This window comes from Aeromicrobium sp., from assembly GCF_025965075.1.
Classification (GTDB): domain Bacteria; phylum Actinomycetota; class Actinomycetes; order Propionibacteriales; family Nocardioidaceae; genus Aeromicrobium.
This window is the reverse complement of sequence record NZ_JAOPXQ010000144.1, coordinates 1-15,446: the sequence shown is the minus strand read 5'-3', so window position 1 is coordinate 15,446 and position 15,446 is coordinate 1. Positions and strand designations below refer to the sequence as shown.

Annotated in this window: 15 protein-coding genes; 6 read left to right on the top strand and 9 right to left on the bottom strand. The window is 69.6% G+C overall.

What is annotated here, in order from left to right; translation table 11 throughout:
* A partial coding sequence (locus tag JWQ91_RS09010; protein ID WP_297782655.1) for a CCA tRNA nucleotidyltransferase occupies positions 1-1,361 on the bottom strand: 1,361 nt, incomplete at its 3' end.
* Positions 1,362-1,443: 82 nt separating this feature from the next.
* Here JWQ91_RS09010 and JWQ91_RS09005 point away from each other — a divergent pair.
* From JWQ91_RS09005 to trxA, 5 genes are all read left to right on the top strand, one after another.
* Complete coding sequence (locus JWQ91_RS09005) at positions 1,444-3,504, top strand: DUF6049 family protein (protein WP_297782653.1); 2,061 nt, start codon at positions 1,444-1,446, stop codon at positions 3,502-3,504.
* Complete coding sequence (murJ, locus tag JWQ91_RS09000) at positions 3,497-5,140, top strand: murein biosynthesis integral membrane protein MurJ (RefSeq protein WP_297782651.1); 1,644 nt, start codon at positions 3,497-3,499, stop codon at positions 5,138-5,140. The genes JWQ91_RS09005 and murJ overlap by 8 nt, the downstream gene beginning before the upstream one ends.
* Before the next feature lie 72 nt (positions 5,141-5,212).
* Entirely contained in the window at positions 5,213-6,787 is a 1,575-nt protein-coding gene (locus tag JWQ91_RS08995; RefSeq protein WP_297782649.1) for a protein kinase family protein, read from the top strand.
* 82 nt (positions 6,788-6,869) lie between these two features.
* Positions 6,870-7,841 carry a thioredoxin-disulfide reductase gene (gene trxB / locus JWQ91_RS08990; RefSeq protein WP_297782647.1) on the top strand — a complete coding sequence of 324 codons (972 nt, stop codon included), beginning with the start codon at positions 6,870-6,872 and terminating at the stop codon, positions 7,839-7,841.
* A gap of 48 nt (positions 7,842-7,889) precedes the next feature.
* Positions 7,890-8,222, top strand: coding sequence for a thioredoxin (gene trxA / locus JWQ91_RS08985; RefSeq protein WP_297782645.1), 333 nt, complete (start codon positions 7,890-7,892; stop codon positions 8,220-8,222).
* A gap of 306 nt (positions 8,223-8,528) precedes the next feature.
* Here the strand turns inward: trxA and JWQ91_RS08980 are convergent, their stop codons facing one another.
* The 8 genes from JWQ91_RS08980 to rpmH are packed head-to-tail and all read right to left on the bottom strand — an operon-like array spanning position 8,529 to position 13,337.
* Positions 8,529-9,416, bottom strand: a complete 888-nt coding sequence (locus JWQ91_RS08980) for a ParB/RepB/Spo0J family partition protein (protein WP_297782643.1) — start codon at positions 9,414-9,416, stop codon at positions 8,529-8,531.
* Positions 9,413-10,396, bottom strand: a complete 984-nt coding sequence (locus JWQ91_RS08975) for an AAA family ATPase (protein ID WP_297782641.1) — start codon at positions 10,394-10,396, stop codon at positions 9,413-9,415. Before JWQ91_RS08975 ends, JWQ91_RS08980 begins: the two co-directional genes overlap by 4 nt.
* A 40-nt stretch (positions 10,397-10,436) precedes the next feature.
* The gene (rsmG, locus tag JWQ91_RS08970) at positions 10,437-11,012 is read right to left on the bottom strand and encodes a 16S rRNA (guanine(527)-N(7))-methyltransferase RsmG (RefSeq protein WP_297782639.1); all 576 of its coding nucleotides are present in this window, start codon (positions 11,010-11,012) and stop codon (positions 10,437-10,439) included.
* 60 nt (positions 11,013-11,072) lie between these two features.
* The gene (locus JWQ91_RS08965; protein ID WP_297782637.1) at positions 11,073-11,543 is read right to left on the bottom strand and encodes a R3H domain-containing nucleic acid-binding protein; all 471 of its coding nucleotides are present in this window, start codon (positions 11,541-11,543) and stop codon (positions 11,073-11,075) included.
* On the bottom strand, positions 11,540-12,607 hold the full coding sequence (gene yidC, locus JWQ91_RS08960; RefSeq protein WP_297782635.1) for a membrane protein insertase YidC: 1,068 nt from the start codon (positions 12,605-12,607) through the stop codon (positions 11,540-11,542). The genes JWQ91_RS08965 and yidC overlap by 4 nt, the downstream gene beginning before the upstream one ends.
* Positions 12,592-12,834, bottom strand: a complete 243-nt coding sequence (gene yidD / locus JWQ91_RS08955; protein WP_297782633.1) for a membrane protein insertion efficiency factor YidD — start codon at positions 12,832-12,834, stop codon at positions 12,592-12,594. Before yidD ends, yidC begins: the two co-directional genes overlap by 16 nt.
* Positions 12,835-12,844: 10 nt before the next feature.
* Positions 12,845-13,240: a ribonuclease P protein component gene (gene rnpA / locus JWQ91_RS08950; protein ID WP_297782631.1), complete on the bottom strand. Its 396-nt coding sequence runs from the start codon at positions 13,238-13,240 to the stop codon at positions 12,845-12,847.
* Positions 13,200-13,337 (bottom strand): 50S ribosomal protein L34, encoded by a 138-nt coding sequence (gene rpmH / locus JWQ91_RS08945; protein WP_056289702.1) that lies wholly within the window; start codon positions 13,335-13,337, stop codon positions 13,200-13,202. The genes rnpA and rpmH overlap by 41 nt, the downstream gene beginning before the upstream one ends.
* Before the next feature lie 354 nt (positions 13,338-13,691).
* Here rpmH and dnaA point away from each other — a divergent pair, with 354 nt between their 5' ends.
* Positions 13,692-15,155 (top strand): chromosomal replication initiator protein DnaA, encoded by a 1,464-nt coding sequence (gene dnaA, locus JWQ91_RS08940; protein WP_297782625.1) that lies wholly within the window; start codon positions 13,692-13,694, stop codon positions 15,153-15,155.
* Positions 15,156-15,446: the final 291 nt, after the last annotated feature.

Sequence of the window (15,446 nt, the reverse complement as noted above, 5' to 3'; positions counted from 1 at the left end):
GGGCCGTGGTCCATCCGCGCCTCCAGGAGGAAGGCGTACGCCGCACCCACCTCCCGGCCCGGGCCCACGCCGAGGATCTGCATGATCTGGTTGCCGTCGAGGTCGGGGCGCAGCGAGTCGAGCTCCTCCTGCTCGGCCAGCACCGCGATCCGCTGCTCCAGATCGTCGTACGTCCGCTGCAGCCGCTGCGCCATGCGCTGGTTGCGGGTCGTCGAGTCCGCGCGCGTCAGGATGTGGAGGCGCTCGAGCTGGTCGCCGGCGTCGCGGACGTAGCGGCGCACGGCCGAGTCGGTCCACTCGCCGGAGCCGTAGCCGTGGAAGCGCAGGTGCAGCTCGACCAGCGTCGCGACCTGGTCGACGACGTCGTTGGAGAAGCGCAGCGCCTGCAGCCGCTTGCGGGTCAGCTTGGCGCCGACCACGTCGTGGTGGTGGAACGTCACGGTGCCGCCGTCCTGGAACCGGCGGGTGCGGGGCTTGCCGATGTCGTGCAGCAGCGCCGCGAGGCGCAACACCAGGTCGGGCCGGGTCTCGAGCCGGTGCTCCAGCGCGATGGCCTGCTCGAGGACCGTCAGCGAGTGCTCGTAGACGTCCTTGTGCCGGTGGTGCTCGTCGCGCTCGAGGATCAGGGCGGGCAGCTCGGGCAGGACGTGCTCGGCCAGGCCCGTGCTGACCAGCAGCCGCAGCCCCGCCACGGGGTGCGCGCTGACGAGGAGCTTGTTGAGCTCGTCGCGGACCCGCTCGGCCGACACGATCTCGATGCGCGAGGCCATCTCGGTCATCGCGGCCAGGACGTCCGGCGAGGCGGTGAAGCCCAGCTGCGCGACGAACCGGGCGGCCCGCATCATCCGCAGCGGGTCATCGCTGAAGGACTGCTCGGGCGTCACCGGCGTCCGGATCAGCTGGCGGTCGATGTCGTCCAGGCCGCCGAACAGGTCGACGAACTCCCGCGACGGGAGCCGGATCGCCATCGCGTTGACGGCGAAGTCCCGGCGGGCGAGGTCGCCCTCGATCGACTCGCCGAACTTGACCTCGGGCTTGCGCGACGCGGCGTCGTAGTCGTCGCTGCGGTACGTCGTGATCTCGAGCTGGTGGGTGCCCTTGCGCAACCCGATCGTGCCGAACTCGCGACCGACGTCCCACATCGCGTCGGCCCACCGGCCCGCGATGCGCTCGATGTCGTCGGGCACGGCGGAGGTCGTGAAGTCCCAGTCGTTGCCGGGGCGGCCCAGGACGGCGTCGCGGACGGGCCCGCCCACGAGGGCCAGCTCGTGGTCGGCGGCCTCGAACAGCGCACCGAGCTCGGCCAGGAACGGGTTGGCGTCGAGCGCGGCGTCGATCCTGGCCCGGCGGTCGGGGGTCAGCGAGGACGTGGGCACGGGGACATACCCTATCGGCCAGACCGGCGTCGCCTGTCCCCGCTGCACGGACGTCTAGCATGTTCGGGTGAGCAGCCCCCGGCGTACGATCCTCGGCGCGCTGCTCGCGACTCTGCTGACCGCCTTCCTGCTGCCGGTGCCGGCCACGGCCGCCGCCGCCGACGACGATCCCGACGTACGCCTGGCGATCCACTCGCTGAGCCCGTCACGGCTGACACCGGGCGCGAGCGTCACGATGACCGGGACCGTCACCAACCGTGACGACCACGAGTGGAGCCAGGCCCAGGCCTACCTCGTGATCCCGGCGTCCCCGTTCACGACGCGCGCGCAGACGCAGAAAGCCCTGGACAACCCCCGGGCCTACACCGGCGTCCGCGTCGTCGACGTCGGCACGTTCGACGAGCTCGGTGACCTGGCCCCGCGGGAGACCCGGCGCTTCAGGATCAAGGTGCCCTACGGACGGCTCGGCATCACGGGGGCCGAGGGCGTCTATCCGGTGGGCGTCCAGATCCTCGCCACCGACACCGACGGCAGCCGCAGCCCCGACGCGATCGCCCGGGCGACGACGTTCCTGCCGCTGGTCTCGGGCGACCAGGTCGCGGTGCCGACGTCGATCGTGTGGCCGTTCCTGATGCCCGACGCCCGTGACGCCCGCGGGGACTACACCGAGCCGGCAAAGCTCGTGCGGTCGATCGGTGCCGGGGGCCAGCTGCGCAACCTGCTCGACCTGGCGGGCGGCACGGCGGGCAGTGGCGCGACGGTCCTGCTCGACCCCGCGCTGCTCGTGGCGGTCGACGACGTGACCCACGGCCGGCACCTGCCGACGGGGTTCGAGCTGACCGAGCCGCAAAAGCAGGCGTCCGAGCAGTTCCTCGACGACCTGCTGACGTTCGCCCGGGCCCGGAGCGTGTGGGTGCTGGACTTCGACCGTCCCGACGACCTCGCGCTGAGCCAGAACCCGGACCTGCGCGGACCGCTCGACGACGCGATCGACCTGGCCACCGAGGCGGCCCTCACGACCTACCAGCTCAGCGGCCGGCGGGTGTCGTGGCCGACCCGCAACGGGCTCACCGCGACCCTGCTGCAGAGCGTCCGCGGCGACGGCGACAGCCCCGCGATCGTGACGGCCGAGGCCCTCGCGGGGTGGCAGCCGCGGCTCGGCTCCCTGGTGCAGCACGAGACCGCCGCCGGACCGATGCCGCTGCTGGTCGCGGAGACCGGCAGCTCGACGGCCGGGCAGACGTCCGTCGTGGCCCTGCGCCAGCGGCTCCTGAGCGATGCCGCGCTGGCGACCCTCGAGCGCGCGATCGACCCCGCCTCGCGGGCCGACGCCGTGACCATGGTCGATGCCGGCTGGGACCCCGGCACGGACTGGACCGACGGCCAGCTGTCCTGGGCGTTCAGCGCACCCTTCACCCGCGGGACGAGCCTCGACTCGGTGCTGACCAGCGGCCTGTCGACGTACGACGGCTCGGTCCCGACGTCCGCCAAGGCCCGGCCGCTGCCCCGGACCCAGCTGCAGTCCGCCGCCGACATCGTCTCGGCCGGCACGACCCTGTCCTCGGTGACCCGGCAGAGCGACGCCGCGGAGGCGTCGCGGGCGCGTGACGTCGCCGGCGTCCTCGGCGTCCGGTGGCGCCGCGACCGCGTGACGGGGGCGCTCGTCGCATCGACCTGGGCCCGCGAGACCGGCGCCATGCTCGACCGGATCTCGGTCGAGGCACCGCCCTCGGTCACGCTGTCGAGCTCCAAGGGCGGTTTCCCCCTCACGATCACCAACAAGACCGACGACGACGTCTCGGTCGGCGTCTCGCTCGACTCGAGCAACCCCGCCCTCGACCTGCCGGCGGTCGCTCCGGTCGAGGTCGGCGCGGGTGAGCGCCGGACCCTGACGGTGCAGGTCGACCTCGGGCGGCAGCGGGCGACGTTCCTCACGGCCCGCCTGACGACGCCGGAGGGCAAGGAGATCGGCGACCCGTCGACGTTCAAGGTGCGCTCGAGCAGCATCGGAACCGTGCTGTGGGTCGCGATGGGTGCCGCGGGCCTGCTCGTGCTGCTGGCCCTGGTGCGCCGCTTCCACCGCCGCCGGACCCGCATCACGTCCGAGCCGCTGGCCGACGATGACTGAGCAGAGCGTCGCGCGCGCCAGCGCCTGGATGGCGCTGGGCACGATCGTCTCGCGGCTCACGGGCTTCCTGCGCGCGGGCCTGCTCGCGCTGGTGATCGGCACGCTGCTCGACGCCGACCTGTTCGACATCGCCAACACGATCCCCAACACGCTCTACATCCTGGTCGCCGGCGGCGTGTTCAACGTCGTGCTCGTCCCCCAGCTCGTCCGAGCGATGAGGCGCGACGAGGACGGCGGCGCGGCCTACGCCAACCGGGTCATCACGCTGGGCCTGCTGGTGCTGGGCATCGGCACGGTCGTGCTGCTCGTCGCTGTGCCGGGGCTGCTGCACGTCGTGTTCGACCCGGAGCTGTTCACCCCGGAGAAGGACGCCCAACGGCGCTCCGCCGAGCTCCTGATGATCCTGTGCATGCCGCAGGTGTTCTTCTACGGCGCCTTCGTCCTGGTGGGGCAGATCCTCAACGCGCGCGGTCGCTTCGGCCCCATGATGTGGGCCCCGATCGTCAACAACGTCGTCGCCTGCGCCGTCGTGGTGGTCTACTTCCTCGCGTACGGCGCGAGCAGCGGGGACGACCGCGTCGACGGCTTCAGCACCGACCAGGCGTTGCTGCTGGGGCTCGGGTCGACCGTCGCGATCGCGCTGCAGGCGCTCGTGCTGGTCCCCTACCTGCGCAGCGCGGGCTTCCGCTTCCGCCCGCGGTTCGACTTCCGCGGGGTAGGCCTGGGCCACACCCTGAAGCTCGGCGCGTGGACGCTGGGCTTCATCATCGTCAACCAGATCGCCTTCGTGACGATCAACCGGATCGCGACGAGCGCGACGCTCGAGGGCGCCGACAACGGCGAGTCCGCGGGCGGCTCGACGGTGTACGGGCTCGGCTTCCTCATCAGCCAGCTGCCCCACGGCGTCATCACGGTGTCTCTCGCGACGGCGATCATCCCGACGCTGGCCGCGCTGGCCGCCGACCGCAGCTATGACCGGTTCCGGCTCGAGCTCGGCCGCACGGTCCGCATCGCCCTGGTCATCGTCGTGCCGACCGCCGTCGGCCTGCTGTGCCTGGCCCAGCCGGCCGTGGCGATGGCCAGTGGCATCGGCTCACTGGGCGGCAACACCGTCGCGATCGGTCTGACCGTCCAGGCGTTCTCGCTCGCGATGGTGACGTTCACGGTGCACTACCTGATGCTGCGCGGCTTCTACGCCAACGAGGACAACCGCACGCCGTTCTTCATCCAGGTCGTGATCGCGGCGGTCAACGTCGGCGTCGCCCTGCTGGTCGCGACCCGGGTCGACCCCGACCGGGTCGCGATGATGCTGGCGCTGTCCTACGGGATCGGCTACCTCGTCGGCTCGGCGCTCTCGGTCACGGTCCTGTCGCGCACGATCGGGCCGGTCGTCGATCGGGAGATGCTGTCCTTCGTCGCCCGCCTCGCAGTCGCCTCGGCGCTGGCCGCCTTCGTCGCGCTGGGCGTCTCGCACGGCCTCGACGTCGCCGGGGTCGATCCGACCCGCCCGGGCGGCGGGCTGGTCACGACGCTCGCCGCCGGCACGGCCGGCGCCCTGACGTACGTCGCGGCCGCCCAGGTCATCGGGCTGACCCAGCTGACGTACGTCGTCCGGACGGTCCTGCGCCGGGGCTGAACGCCGGACCCGCCGCGCCGCTCGGACTACGATGGGGCCTGAGTGATCCACGTTCGGTCAGAGGGGCAGTTGATGAGCGACAGGCGGCCGCTGGCCTCCGGGGACGTCCTCGCGCACCGCTACGAGCTGCAGGACCTGGTGACCGACCGGCTCGGCGCGACGACCTGGCGGGCGCACGACCAGACGCTCAACCGCAACGTCGGCATCGAGATGCTGTCGAGCAACGATCCACGGGCGGGGCACTTCCTGTCCGCCGCCCGTGAATCCACCGCGGTGACGGACCCGCGCTTCCTGCGCGTCCTCGACCTGATCGAGGACGAGCAGAACCATCACCTCGTGGTCCGGGAGTGGGCCCGCGCCTTCCCGCTCGACCAGCTCCTCCTGCAGTCGTCGCTGCCCAACCGCCGGGCCGCGACCGTCGTCGCCGAGGTCGCCGAGGCCCTCGCGCACGCGCACGAGCACGGCGTCTACCACCGCCGCCTGACCCCGCACCACGTGCTGCTCAAGCAGTCGGGAGCCGTGCGGGTCGTCGGGCTCGGCGTCGCCACGGCCCTCGCGCCGGTCGGCCGGCAGGACACCCTCGAGGACCTGCAGGCCTATGAGCAGCTCGACGTGCAGGCCCTCGGCAAGCTCCTGTACGCCTGCCTGACGTGTCGCTGGCCCGGTGGCCAGGTCGACGGCCTCCCGGCCGCGCCCACCGAGCACGGTCGGCTGCTGCGCCCGCGCCAGGTGCGTGCCGGCGTGTCCCGCGATCTCGACACGACCGCCGACCGCATCCTCGGCGACCCCCCACGCAACCACCAGACGCCCCTGCGCAAGGCCGCGGTCATCGCGCGCACGCTGCGGCTGTCCGGCGAGGACGAGGACCTGGTCGACGACCAGCCCAGCCTCCTCGGGGTGTCCTCGCCCGACCTGCTGCGCCTCGACCCGGTCATCGTGCCGGAGGGTCCCCCGCCGGGGCTCGAGCCGCCGCGCCGACGACCCAAGGCGTACGAGCCGGCGCCCCCCACGACGTTCGAGCGGGGCAAGGCGCGGGCCCGCCGCGCCGCGAAGGGCGATCGTGGGCTCGTCCTGCTCGGGGTCGTCGGCGCCCTCGTGATCCTGGCGTTGATCGGCCTGCTTGTCAGCCGGTCGACCGACCGCGGTTCCGGGGGCTCTCCCACTGACGCGACCTCACCCGTGCGGGTCCTCCCGATCCGTGACGTCCGGGACTTCGACCCGCAGGGTGACGATCGCGAGGAGAATCCTGACCTGGCCCGGTTCGTCGCCGACGGGAAGGTGTCGACCGGCTGGCACTCCGCGACGTACTTCGGCTCCGCCGAGCTCGGCGGGCTCAAGGACGGCGTCGGTGTCGTGCTGGACCTGGGCGGCCTGCGCGAGGTCGACTCGCTGCGCGTGCGGCTGGCCGGTGGCCCCACCGACATCGCGGTCTATGCGGCGGACGGCGACGTCCAGCAGCTCCCGCGCAACCGCAGCGGCCTGAGGCAGGTCGCCGCGCTCGACGGCGCCGGGACGGACGCCAGCATCTCGCTGCGCTCGGGGGTCGTGACCCGCTACGTCGTGGTGTGGCTGACGTCCCTGCCCGAGGTGGGCACGGCGCAGTACCGCGGGGAGATCCGCGAGGTCGTGCTCCGTGGCCGCTCCTGAACCGCTGCGGGGTCGGGTCGGGGAATGCCGAACGCCTAGTATTCGTTGACACGAGCACCACGATCAAAGGAATTCCTTCCGCATGAGCGACCTCCGCAACCTCATCGTCATCGGCTCCGGTCCGTCGGGCTACACCGCCGCGATCTACGCCGCCCGCGCCAACCTCGAACCGTTGGTGTTCGAGGGATCCGTGACCGCCGGTGGCGCGCTGATGACCACGACCGACGTCGAGAACTTCCCCGGCTACCCCGACGGCATCATGGGCCCCGAGCTCATGGACAAGCTGCGGGCGCAGGCCGAGCGGTTCGGCGCCGAGCTCGTGACGGACGACGTCACCGCGGTAGACCTGACGGGTGACATCAAGACCGTGACGCTCGCGGACGGCACGACGCACTCCGCCCGCGCCGTGGTGCTCGCGATGGGCTCGGGCTACCGCAAGCTCGGTGTCGACGGCGAGGACCGGCTGTCCGGCCACGGCGTCAGCTGGTGCGCGACGTGCGACGGCTTCTTCTTCCGCGAGCAGAACATCGTGGTCGTCGGTGGCGGCGACTCGGCGCTCGAGGAGGCGACGTTCCTGACCCGGTTCGCGTCCAAGGTCACGATCGTGCACCGCCGCGGCGAGCTGCGCGGCTCCAAGATCATGCAGGACCGCGCGCTGGGCAACGACAAGATCCAGTTCGCGTGGAACTCCGAGGTCGCCGAGATCGTGGGCGAGGACAAGCTCGAGGCCCTCGTGCTGCGGGACACCATCACGGGCGAGACCCGTCGCCTCGACGCGACCGGCCTGTTCATCGCGATCGGCCACGATCCCCGCTCCGAGCTCCTGACCGGCCAGGTCGACCTCGACGACGAGGGCTACGTCCTGGTCCAGCCCGGCTCGACCGCTACCAACCTGCCCGGTGTGTTCGCCGCCGGCGACCTGGTCGACCACACCTACCGGCAGGCCATCACGGCCGCCGGCACGGGGTGCGCCGCGTCGCTCGACGCCGAGCGTTACCTGGCCGAACGTGCGGCCGCCGGTGAGCCCGCCCCCGCCGCGGCGCTCGTGGAATAACTGTCACCCCCGTACGTTGAACTGATCCCAGACCTGAAGGAGAACCCCATGGCAGACAGCACCCTCTCGGCCGTCACCGACGCCGACTTCGACGAGCTCGTCCTCAAGGCCGACGGCCCCGTGCTCGTCGACTTCTGGGCCAGCTGGTGCGGTCCGTGCCGCCAGCTCGCGCCGATCCTCGAGGAGATCGCGACGGAGAAGGGCGAGAAGCTGACGATCCTCAAGATGGATGCCGATGCGAACCCGGTCACGCCCGCGCAGTACCGCGTCACGGGCCTGCCGACGATGAACCTGTACTACAAGGGTGAGGTCGTCCGCTCGATCGTGGGCGTCCGCCCCAAGAGCGCGATCCTCAGCGAGCTCGAGGAGCACACCGCCTAACCTCCGCAACCCCCCTCGAAGCTGACGAGTCCGAAACGGCCCGTCGACGAGCCAAGTGAATCCCGCGAAATTTGCGGGGAGGACTTGCTTGTCGACGGGCCGTTTCCGACTCGTCAGCGTCAAGGTGGAAAAGGGTGGCCACCCAGAAACGCAGCGACCGGCGCAAACCCACCCCCGAGCGGCGCAGAACTGCACGACACGCCGTCCCAAAACGTTCATTCTGCGCCAGTCGCGGATCCGGGGCGTTTATTGCCTCAGCGACAAGTATCTCAACCGACAAACAGACAAATCAATAAGTAGACAAATCTACTTCTTCGGGTCCATCATCTCGATGATGCGCTCGAGGTCCTCGAGGGTGGCGAACTCCACCGTGATCTTGCCCTTGGCTCGGCCCAGGTCGACCTTGACCCGGGTGTCGTAGCGCTCGGACAGCCGCGTCGCGAGATCGGCGAGCCGCGGGGCCGAGACCCGCGGCGCCTGACGCGTGGCCGACCGCTTGGTGGCGTCGGGACCCACCGTGACGATCTCCTCCAGGGCGCGGACCGACAGCCCCTCGGCCACGACACGGGTCGCGAGCCGGTCCTGGATCTCAGGGTTCGCGACGCTGACGAGCGCACGGGCGTGGCCAGCGGACAGCACGCCCGCCGCGACGCGGCGCTGCACCGTCGGGGTGAGCTTGAGCAGACGCAGCGTGTTGCTGATCTGGGGGCGGGAGCGGCCGATCCGGTCGGCGAGCTCCTCGTGCGTGCAGCCGAAGTCCTCCAGGAGCTGCTGGTAGGCCGACGCCTCCTCCAGGGGGTTGAGCTGCGAGCGGTGGAGGTTCTCCAGCAGCGCGTCCCGCAGCAGGTCCTCGTCGCCCGTGTCACGGACGATCGCGCCGATCGTGTCCAGACCCGCCTTGCCACTGGCCCGCCAGCGGCGCTCGCCCATGATGAGCTCGTAGCGGTCCTTGGCGACCTCGCGGACGACCACCGGCTGGAGCAGGCCCACCTCCTTGATGGAGTGGACCAGCTCGGCCATGTGGTCCTCGTCGAACACCTGGCGCGGCTGACGCGGGTTCGCGACGATCTGGTCCAGCGGGATCTCGGCGAAACGGGCGCCCTGGATCTCCTTCAGGCCCGTGTCACGCGCCTCGGCGGGACTCGACGGGATGAGGGACTCGAGTCCCCGGCCCAGACCGCGACGTTGACTCATCGTGCTCCCTTGACTCCGGCCGCCGAGATCTCTCGGGCGGCCTCCAGGTAGGACAGCGCGCCCGATGACGTGCTGTCGTAGGTGATGACGGACTGCTGATAGCTCGGGGCCTCCGAGATCCGCACCGAGCGCGGGATCGGGGTCGTGATGACCTTCTCGGCGAAGTGGCTGCGGACCTCCGCCGCGACGCCCGCCGACAGGCGGGTCCGTCCGTCGTACATCGTGAGCAGGATCGTCGTGATGTCGAGCTTGGGATTGAGGTGCGCCCGGATGAGCTCGATGTTGCGGACCAGCTGGCCGAGGCCCTCCAGCGCGTAGTACTCGCACTGGATCGGGATCAGCACCTCGCGGCCCGCCACCATCGCGTTGACCGTCAGCAGTCCCAGCGAGGGCGGGCAGTCGATCAGGACGTAGTCGATGCGGTCACCCGCGGCCTCGCTGGCCTTGAGGTACGACTGCAGGGCGCGGTCCAGGCGCGACTCGCGGGCGACGAGCGAGACCAGCTCGATCTCAGCGCCGGCCAGGTCGATCGAGGCCGGCAGCACCGTCAGGCCCGGGATGTCCGGGCACGGCTTCACGAGCTCGTCCAGGTCGATCCCCTCGACGATCGCCTCGTAGACGCCGGGAGTTCCCTCGGCATGCGGGATGTTGAGGGCCGTCGACGCATTGCCCTGCGGGTCGAGGTCGATGACCAGCACCCGCAAGCCCTTGATCGCCAGCGCGGCGGCGACGTTGACCGTCGTGGTGGTCTTGCCCACCCCGCCCTTCTGGTTGGCCACGACGAACACCCGGGTGTTGGTCGGACGCTCGAGATGGGTCGTCGCCGACGTGCGCTGGAGCAGCGAGATGTGCTCCTCGACCTCGGCGGCCAGGGGGGTGGAGGCATTGTTGGACGGGACCTGGACGCTGTAGGCCGAGGCAGATCGCGGGCCCGTGCCGGCGGATCGTGGGATGGGTGACTCGGAGTGCTGATCGCTCATGCCGGCGTCTCCCCCTTCATGGTTTCACGTGAAACATGGCTCACTTGGTGACCTCGACGACCGTCGTCGGCACATCGCCATTCTCGTACGTCGCCACCACGATAGACGTAGCGCCGAGCCGGTGGAGTGTCGCCGTGGCGGCCTGCACCTCGTCGGCGGCGCTCTGCCCCTTCATGGCCAGCAGGACGCCGCCCTTGCGGACCAGCGGCATGCACCAGCGGCCCAGCTTGTCCAGGCCCGCCACGGCACGCGCGGTCACGACGTCGTACGTCGAGCGGATCTCCTCGGCCCGTCCCCGCAGCACCTCGACGTTGTCCAGCCCCAGGGCGGCGACGGTCTCTTCGAGGAAGATCGTGCGACGCAGCAACGGCTCGACCAGCGTGACCCGCAGGTCGGGCCGGGCGATCGCCCACACCACCCCAGGCAGGCCGGCGCCCGACCCGATGTCGGCCACGGTCGACCCCGTCGGCACCCGCGGCACGATGACCGCGGAGTTCATGACGTGGCGGTCCCAGATGCGGGGGACCTCGCGCGGACCGATCAACCCCTTGACCACACCGTCCGTGGCCAGGATGTGGGCGTACTCCTCGGCCAGGGGGAGCCGGGAAGCGAACACCCCCGCCGCGTGCGGCGGGGGTGTTTCACGTGAAACGTTCGGATCCTCCGACATCGAGTCTTACTGCCCGGCGGAGTGGACGACGACGTAGCGGTGCGGCTCCACGCCGTCCGACGAGCTGCCCAGACCACTCGCGGCGACGGCGTCGTGGACGACCTTGCGCTCGAACGGGGTCATGGGATCCAGGGACACCGAGGCCTCACCGGCCTTGATCTTCTCGATCGCGCTCTCGGCGACCGCGACCAGCTCGGTCTTGCGGGCCGCACGGAAGCCGGCGACGTCGAGCATCAGCCGGCTGCGCTCGCCGGTCTCGCGGTAGACCGCGAGGCGGGTCAGCTCCTGCAGCGCGTCGAGCACCTCGCCGTCCCGGCCCACCAGGTGGTCCAGGTTGCCGCCGACGACCTCGACCGCAGCGCGGTCCCCGTCGACGTCCATGTCGATGTCGCCGTCGAGGTCGGCGATGTCGAGCAGGCCTTCCAGGAAGTCCGCGGCGATGTCGCCCTCGTGCTCGAGCTTGGACGCGTCACTCATGAGTGGCCGCCTTTCTCAGGGTTTGTCGGCTTGGGGTTCTGGGCCGTGATGTCCGGCTTCTTCTTGGGCTGCTTCGGGCCCGGGTTCTGCTGGCCGGCCCTGGGCTGCCGGGGCTTCTGCGGAGGGGTCGGCTTCTTGCGCTGGCTGCGCGGCTGGTTCTTGGGCTGCGCGCGCGGCGCCGGCTTGGGCGTCTCGGGCTCGATGGCCTTGAGGGGATCCTCGGTCACGGTCTTGCCGTGCTTCTTGTCACGCTCCTGCTTGGCCTTGAACGCGGGCGTGCCGGGCGCGGGGTTGTTGCGGATGACGTAGAACTGCTGACCCATGGTCCAGAAGTTCGACGTGGTCCAGTAGAAGAGGACGCCCAGCGGGAACGCCACGCCACCCACGGCGAACACGAGGGGCAGGATGTAGAGGAGCAGCTTCTGCTGCTGCGCGTACTGGCCCGTCATCGCGTCGGCCGGCATGTTCTTGCTCATGAGCTGGCGCTGCGTCGTGAACTGCGTGATGCACATGATGACGACCAGCGACATCGTGAGGACTCGCGTCTGCGTCAGGTCGGTGTTCATGAACGTGTCGGCGATACGGGCGCCGAGCAGCTTGGCCTCGGACAGCGAGGTCGCGTCACCCGCGTCGAGGAAGCCACGGGCTCCCTCGGCGCCGTTCTTGGCGGCCTGGTCGATCACGCGGAACAGCGCAAAGAAGATCGGCATCTGCAGGATCAGCGGCAGGCAGGAGGCAAACGGGTTGGTGCCCGTCTCCTTCCACAGCTTCATCTGCTCCTGGGTCAGGCGCTCACGGTCGTGCTTGTACTTCTGCTGCAGCGCCTTGATCTGCGGTTGCAGCAGCTGCATGTTGCGGCTCGACTTGATCTGCTTGACGAACAGCGGGATCAGGAGCGTGCGGATCGTCACCGTCAGACCGATGATCGACAGCACCCACGTCCACCCCGAGTCGTTGGGCAGCACGGTGGAGAAGATCCGGTGCCACACGAGCAGGACCCCGGACACGGCGTAGTACAGCGGCGTCATGATGGCGCCGCCGATGTCGCCTAGGAAGTCGAACATTCTTCTCCTCTGTGTGACTGTGGAACCGGGTCATATCCGCCCGAGCTCCACGGGTGGCATCGCAGGACGCGACGGCCGGCGAGCCAGGTGCCTCGCACCGCCCCATGAGTCTCCACGGCCTGCAAAGCGTAGGCCGAACAGGTCGGATGGTAGCGGCAGACCTGGCCGTACAGGGGGCTGATGGCGAAACGGTACGCCTTCAGCAGCCAGATCAGGATGGTCTTCATCGCTGTGCCTTCACCGTGCACCCGCGCGTGACAGCGCAGCGTCGAGGTGCTCGGCCAGCGTCGCCGACCCGGCGCCATTGGCGGCAGGCAGCGCCCGCACCACGACGCGGGAGCCCGTGGGCAGCGCGTCGACGCGCTCACGCATGAGGTGACGAAGCTGGCGCTTGACCCGGTTGCGGTCGACGGCCGATCCGACCCCCTTGCTCACGACGAAACCGACGGACGTGTGTCCGCCGGTTCCCGGGACGCTCGGTCTGAGCACGACGTGGGTGACGAGGGTCGGTTGGGCACCCCTGGCTCCACGACGGATCGTGTGCCGGAAGTCCTCCGCGCTGCGCATGCGTGAACTGCGCGCGAGCAACGGCTCAGGCGGACAGCTTGGCGCGACCCTTGCGGCGGCGATCACCGAGGATGGCGCGGCCGGCGCGGGTGCGCATGCGAAGGCGGAAGCCGTGCTTCTTGGCACGACGACGGTTGTTCGGCTGGAAAGTACGCTTGCTCACGATGCTGTCCTTACATGACGGATGCTCAAGGGGTTCGGCTCTGGCCGGTCGACGGCCACCGCTCGCCCACGACGGGATGTCGTGCCGCGGGCACGCGGCGGAAGTCGTTCTGGACGACTAGACAACGGTACGGGGGTCCACCAGACCGGTCAAACTGACCCCATACTGAGGATTTCACACCCGGTCCAGACGACACGCCGCTGCACCGCCGGCGGGTGTGGATTTTCGCTTGTATGCCTCCGGCAACGCTGCTAGCGTCACCGCGGTATCGACTTTTCCACAAGGCTGGCCTCAACCCTCGAGTTCGCATTCACACCATGTGGAAAAGCGTGTGGACACGACGAGAGGCACAGCATGACCGACGGCCAGGACTCCAGCCCCGAGGAACATCTCGCAGAGGTCTGGCAGCGGGCCGTCGACACCCTGTCACCCGGCGCGAAGGTCTGGGTCTACTCGGCCAAGCCGCTGACGCTCCACAACAACATCCTGATCGTCGCGGTCCAGGACGACCTGACACGTGCGCAGCTCGAGTCCCGCGTCCGGCCGGCGCTCGAGCACGCGATCAGCACGACGTTGCAGCAGGAGACGCGCCTCGTCGTCACGATCGAGCCCAATCTGATCGACAACTCGACTTCTCGATATGACGACATGTCGATAAATCGACACCAGCCGTTCGTGCCGGACGTCGAGGTCGACGAGGACGAGGAGGACGAGCGCGACGAGTTCGTCCCCAGCTGGGCCGAGCGCCGCACCGCCCCGCCGCGCATCGGCACGGTCGCCGAGGCCCGGCTCAATCCCCGCTACCTGTTCGAGAACTTTGTCATCGGCTCGTCCAACCGCTTCGCCCATGCCGCCGCGGTCGCCGTGGCCGAGGCACCCGGCAAGGCGTACAACCCGTTGGTCATCCACGGGGAGTCCGGACTGGGCAAGACCCACCTGCTGCACGCGATCGGTCACTACGTCCTCAACCTCTATCCCTCCTCGCGGGTCCGCTACGTCAACAGCGAGGAGTTCACCAACGACGTCATCAACGCGATCCGCGAGAACCGGACCGCGGCGCTGAAGCGGAAGTACCGCGAGATCGACGTCCTGCTGGTCGACGACATCCAGTTCCTGGAGGGCAAGGAGTCGACGCAGACCGAGTTCTTCCACACGTTCAACGCCCTGCACAACGAGAACAAGCAGATCGTCATGACGTCCGACCGTCCGCCCAAGAACCTCACGACGCTGGAGGACCGCCTGCGCAACCGGTTCGAGTGGGGCCTCACGACCGACGTCCAGCCACCCGACCTGGAGACGCGCATCGCGATCCTGCGCAAGAAGGCCGCCAACGAGAAGCTCACGGCCCCAGCCGACGTGCTCGAGTTCATCGCCAGCAAGGTGCAGACCAACATCCGCGAGCTCGAGGGCGCGCTCATCCGCGCGACGGCGTTCGCGAACCTCAACGGCACGACGGTCGACCTGCAGCTCGCGCAGATCGTGCTGAAGGACTTGATCGCCGAGGGCGAGGAGCCCGACATCACGGTCGGCATGATCATGGCGCAGACCGCGGCGTACTCGGAGTTCTCGATCGACGACCTGTGCAGCACCAACCGCAGCCGCAACCTCGTGCTCGCCCGCCAGATCGCGATGTACCTGTGCCGCGAGCTCACCGAGATGTCGCTGCCGAAGATCGGCCAGGAGTTCGGCAACCGGGACCACACGACCGTGATGCACGCCGATCGCAAAATCCGCAAGCTCATGGCCGAGAAGCACGCCGTCTACAACCAGGTCACCGAGCTGACCGCGCGCATCAAGCAGCAGGCTCGCCAGTCGTGACGGGTGGCTCGCCAACTGACCGACGAGCCCGTCCGGCGACACCCGCGCGGGCCGTGCACACCTGGGGATGGTGCTGTGGGAAACCCCACGTCTCCCGTGGACATCACCCGTCCCTGTGTGAACTCGATGTGAACGACAGGCCGACGTCCACAGGAACGTGTAGTTTCGCCGGGGTCGGCCGCACAGGTTGTCCACCGGCACAATCGCCGTGCTTGCCGGACGGAACCGGGTTGTCCACCGAATCCACAGACGCTACTACGACTACTACTGTTCTATTCATCGCGAATCCCC

Bases quoted from the DNA above. Each gene is read 5' to 3' on its own strand.
- murJ (WP_297782651.1), top strand. From the start codon at position 3,497: ATGACTGAGCAGAGCGTCGCGCGCGCCAGCGCCTGGATGGCGCTGGGC.
- JWQ91_RS08995 (WP_297782649.1), top strand. From the start codon at position 5,213: ATGAGCGACAGGCGGCCGCTGGCCTCCGGGGACGTCCTCGCGCACCGC.
- trxB (WP_297782647.1), top strand. From the start codon at position 6,870: ATGAGCGACCTCCGCAACCTCATCGTCATCGGCTCCGGTCCGTCGGGC.
- trxA (WP_297782645.1), top strand. From the start codon at position 7,890: ATGGCAGACAGCACCCTCTCGGCCGTCACCGACGCCGACTTCGACGAG.
- JWQ91_RS08980 (WP_297782643.1), bottom strand. From the start codon at position 9,416: ATGAGTCAACGTCGCGGTCTGGGCCGGGGACTCGAGTCCCTCATCCCG.
- JWQ91_RS08975 (WP_297782641.1), bottom strand. From the start codon at position 10,396: ATGAGCGATCAGCACTCCGAGTCACCCATCCCACGATCCGCCGGCACG.
- JWQ91_RS08965 (WP_297782637.1), bottom strand. From the start codon at position 11,543: ATGAGTGACGCGTCCAAGCTCGAGCACGAGGGCGACATCGCCGCGGAC.
- yidC (WP_297782635.1), bottom strand. From the start codon at position 12,607: ATGTTCGACTTCCTAGGCGACATCGGCGGCGCCATCATGACGCCGCTG.
- yidD (WP_297782633.1), bottom strand. From the start codon at position 12,834: ATGAAGACCATCCTGATCTGGCTGCTGAAGGCGTACCGTTTCGCCATC.
- dnaA (WP_297782625.1), top strand. From the start codon at position 13,692: ATGACCGACGGCCAGGACTCCAGCCCCGAGGAACATCTCGCAGAGGTC.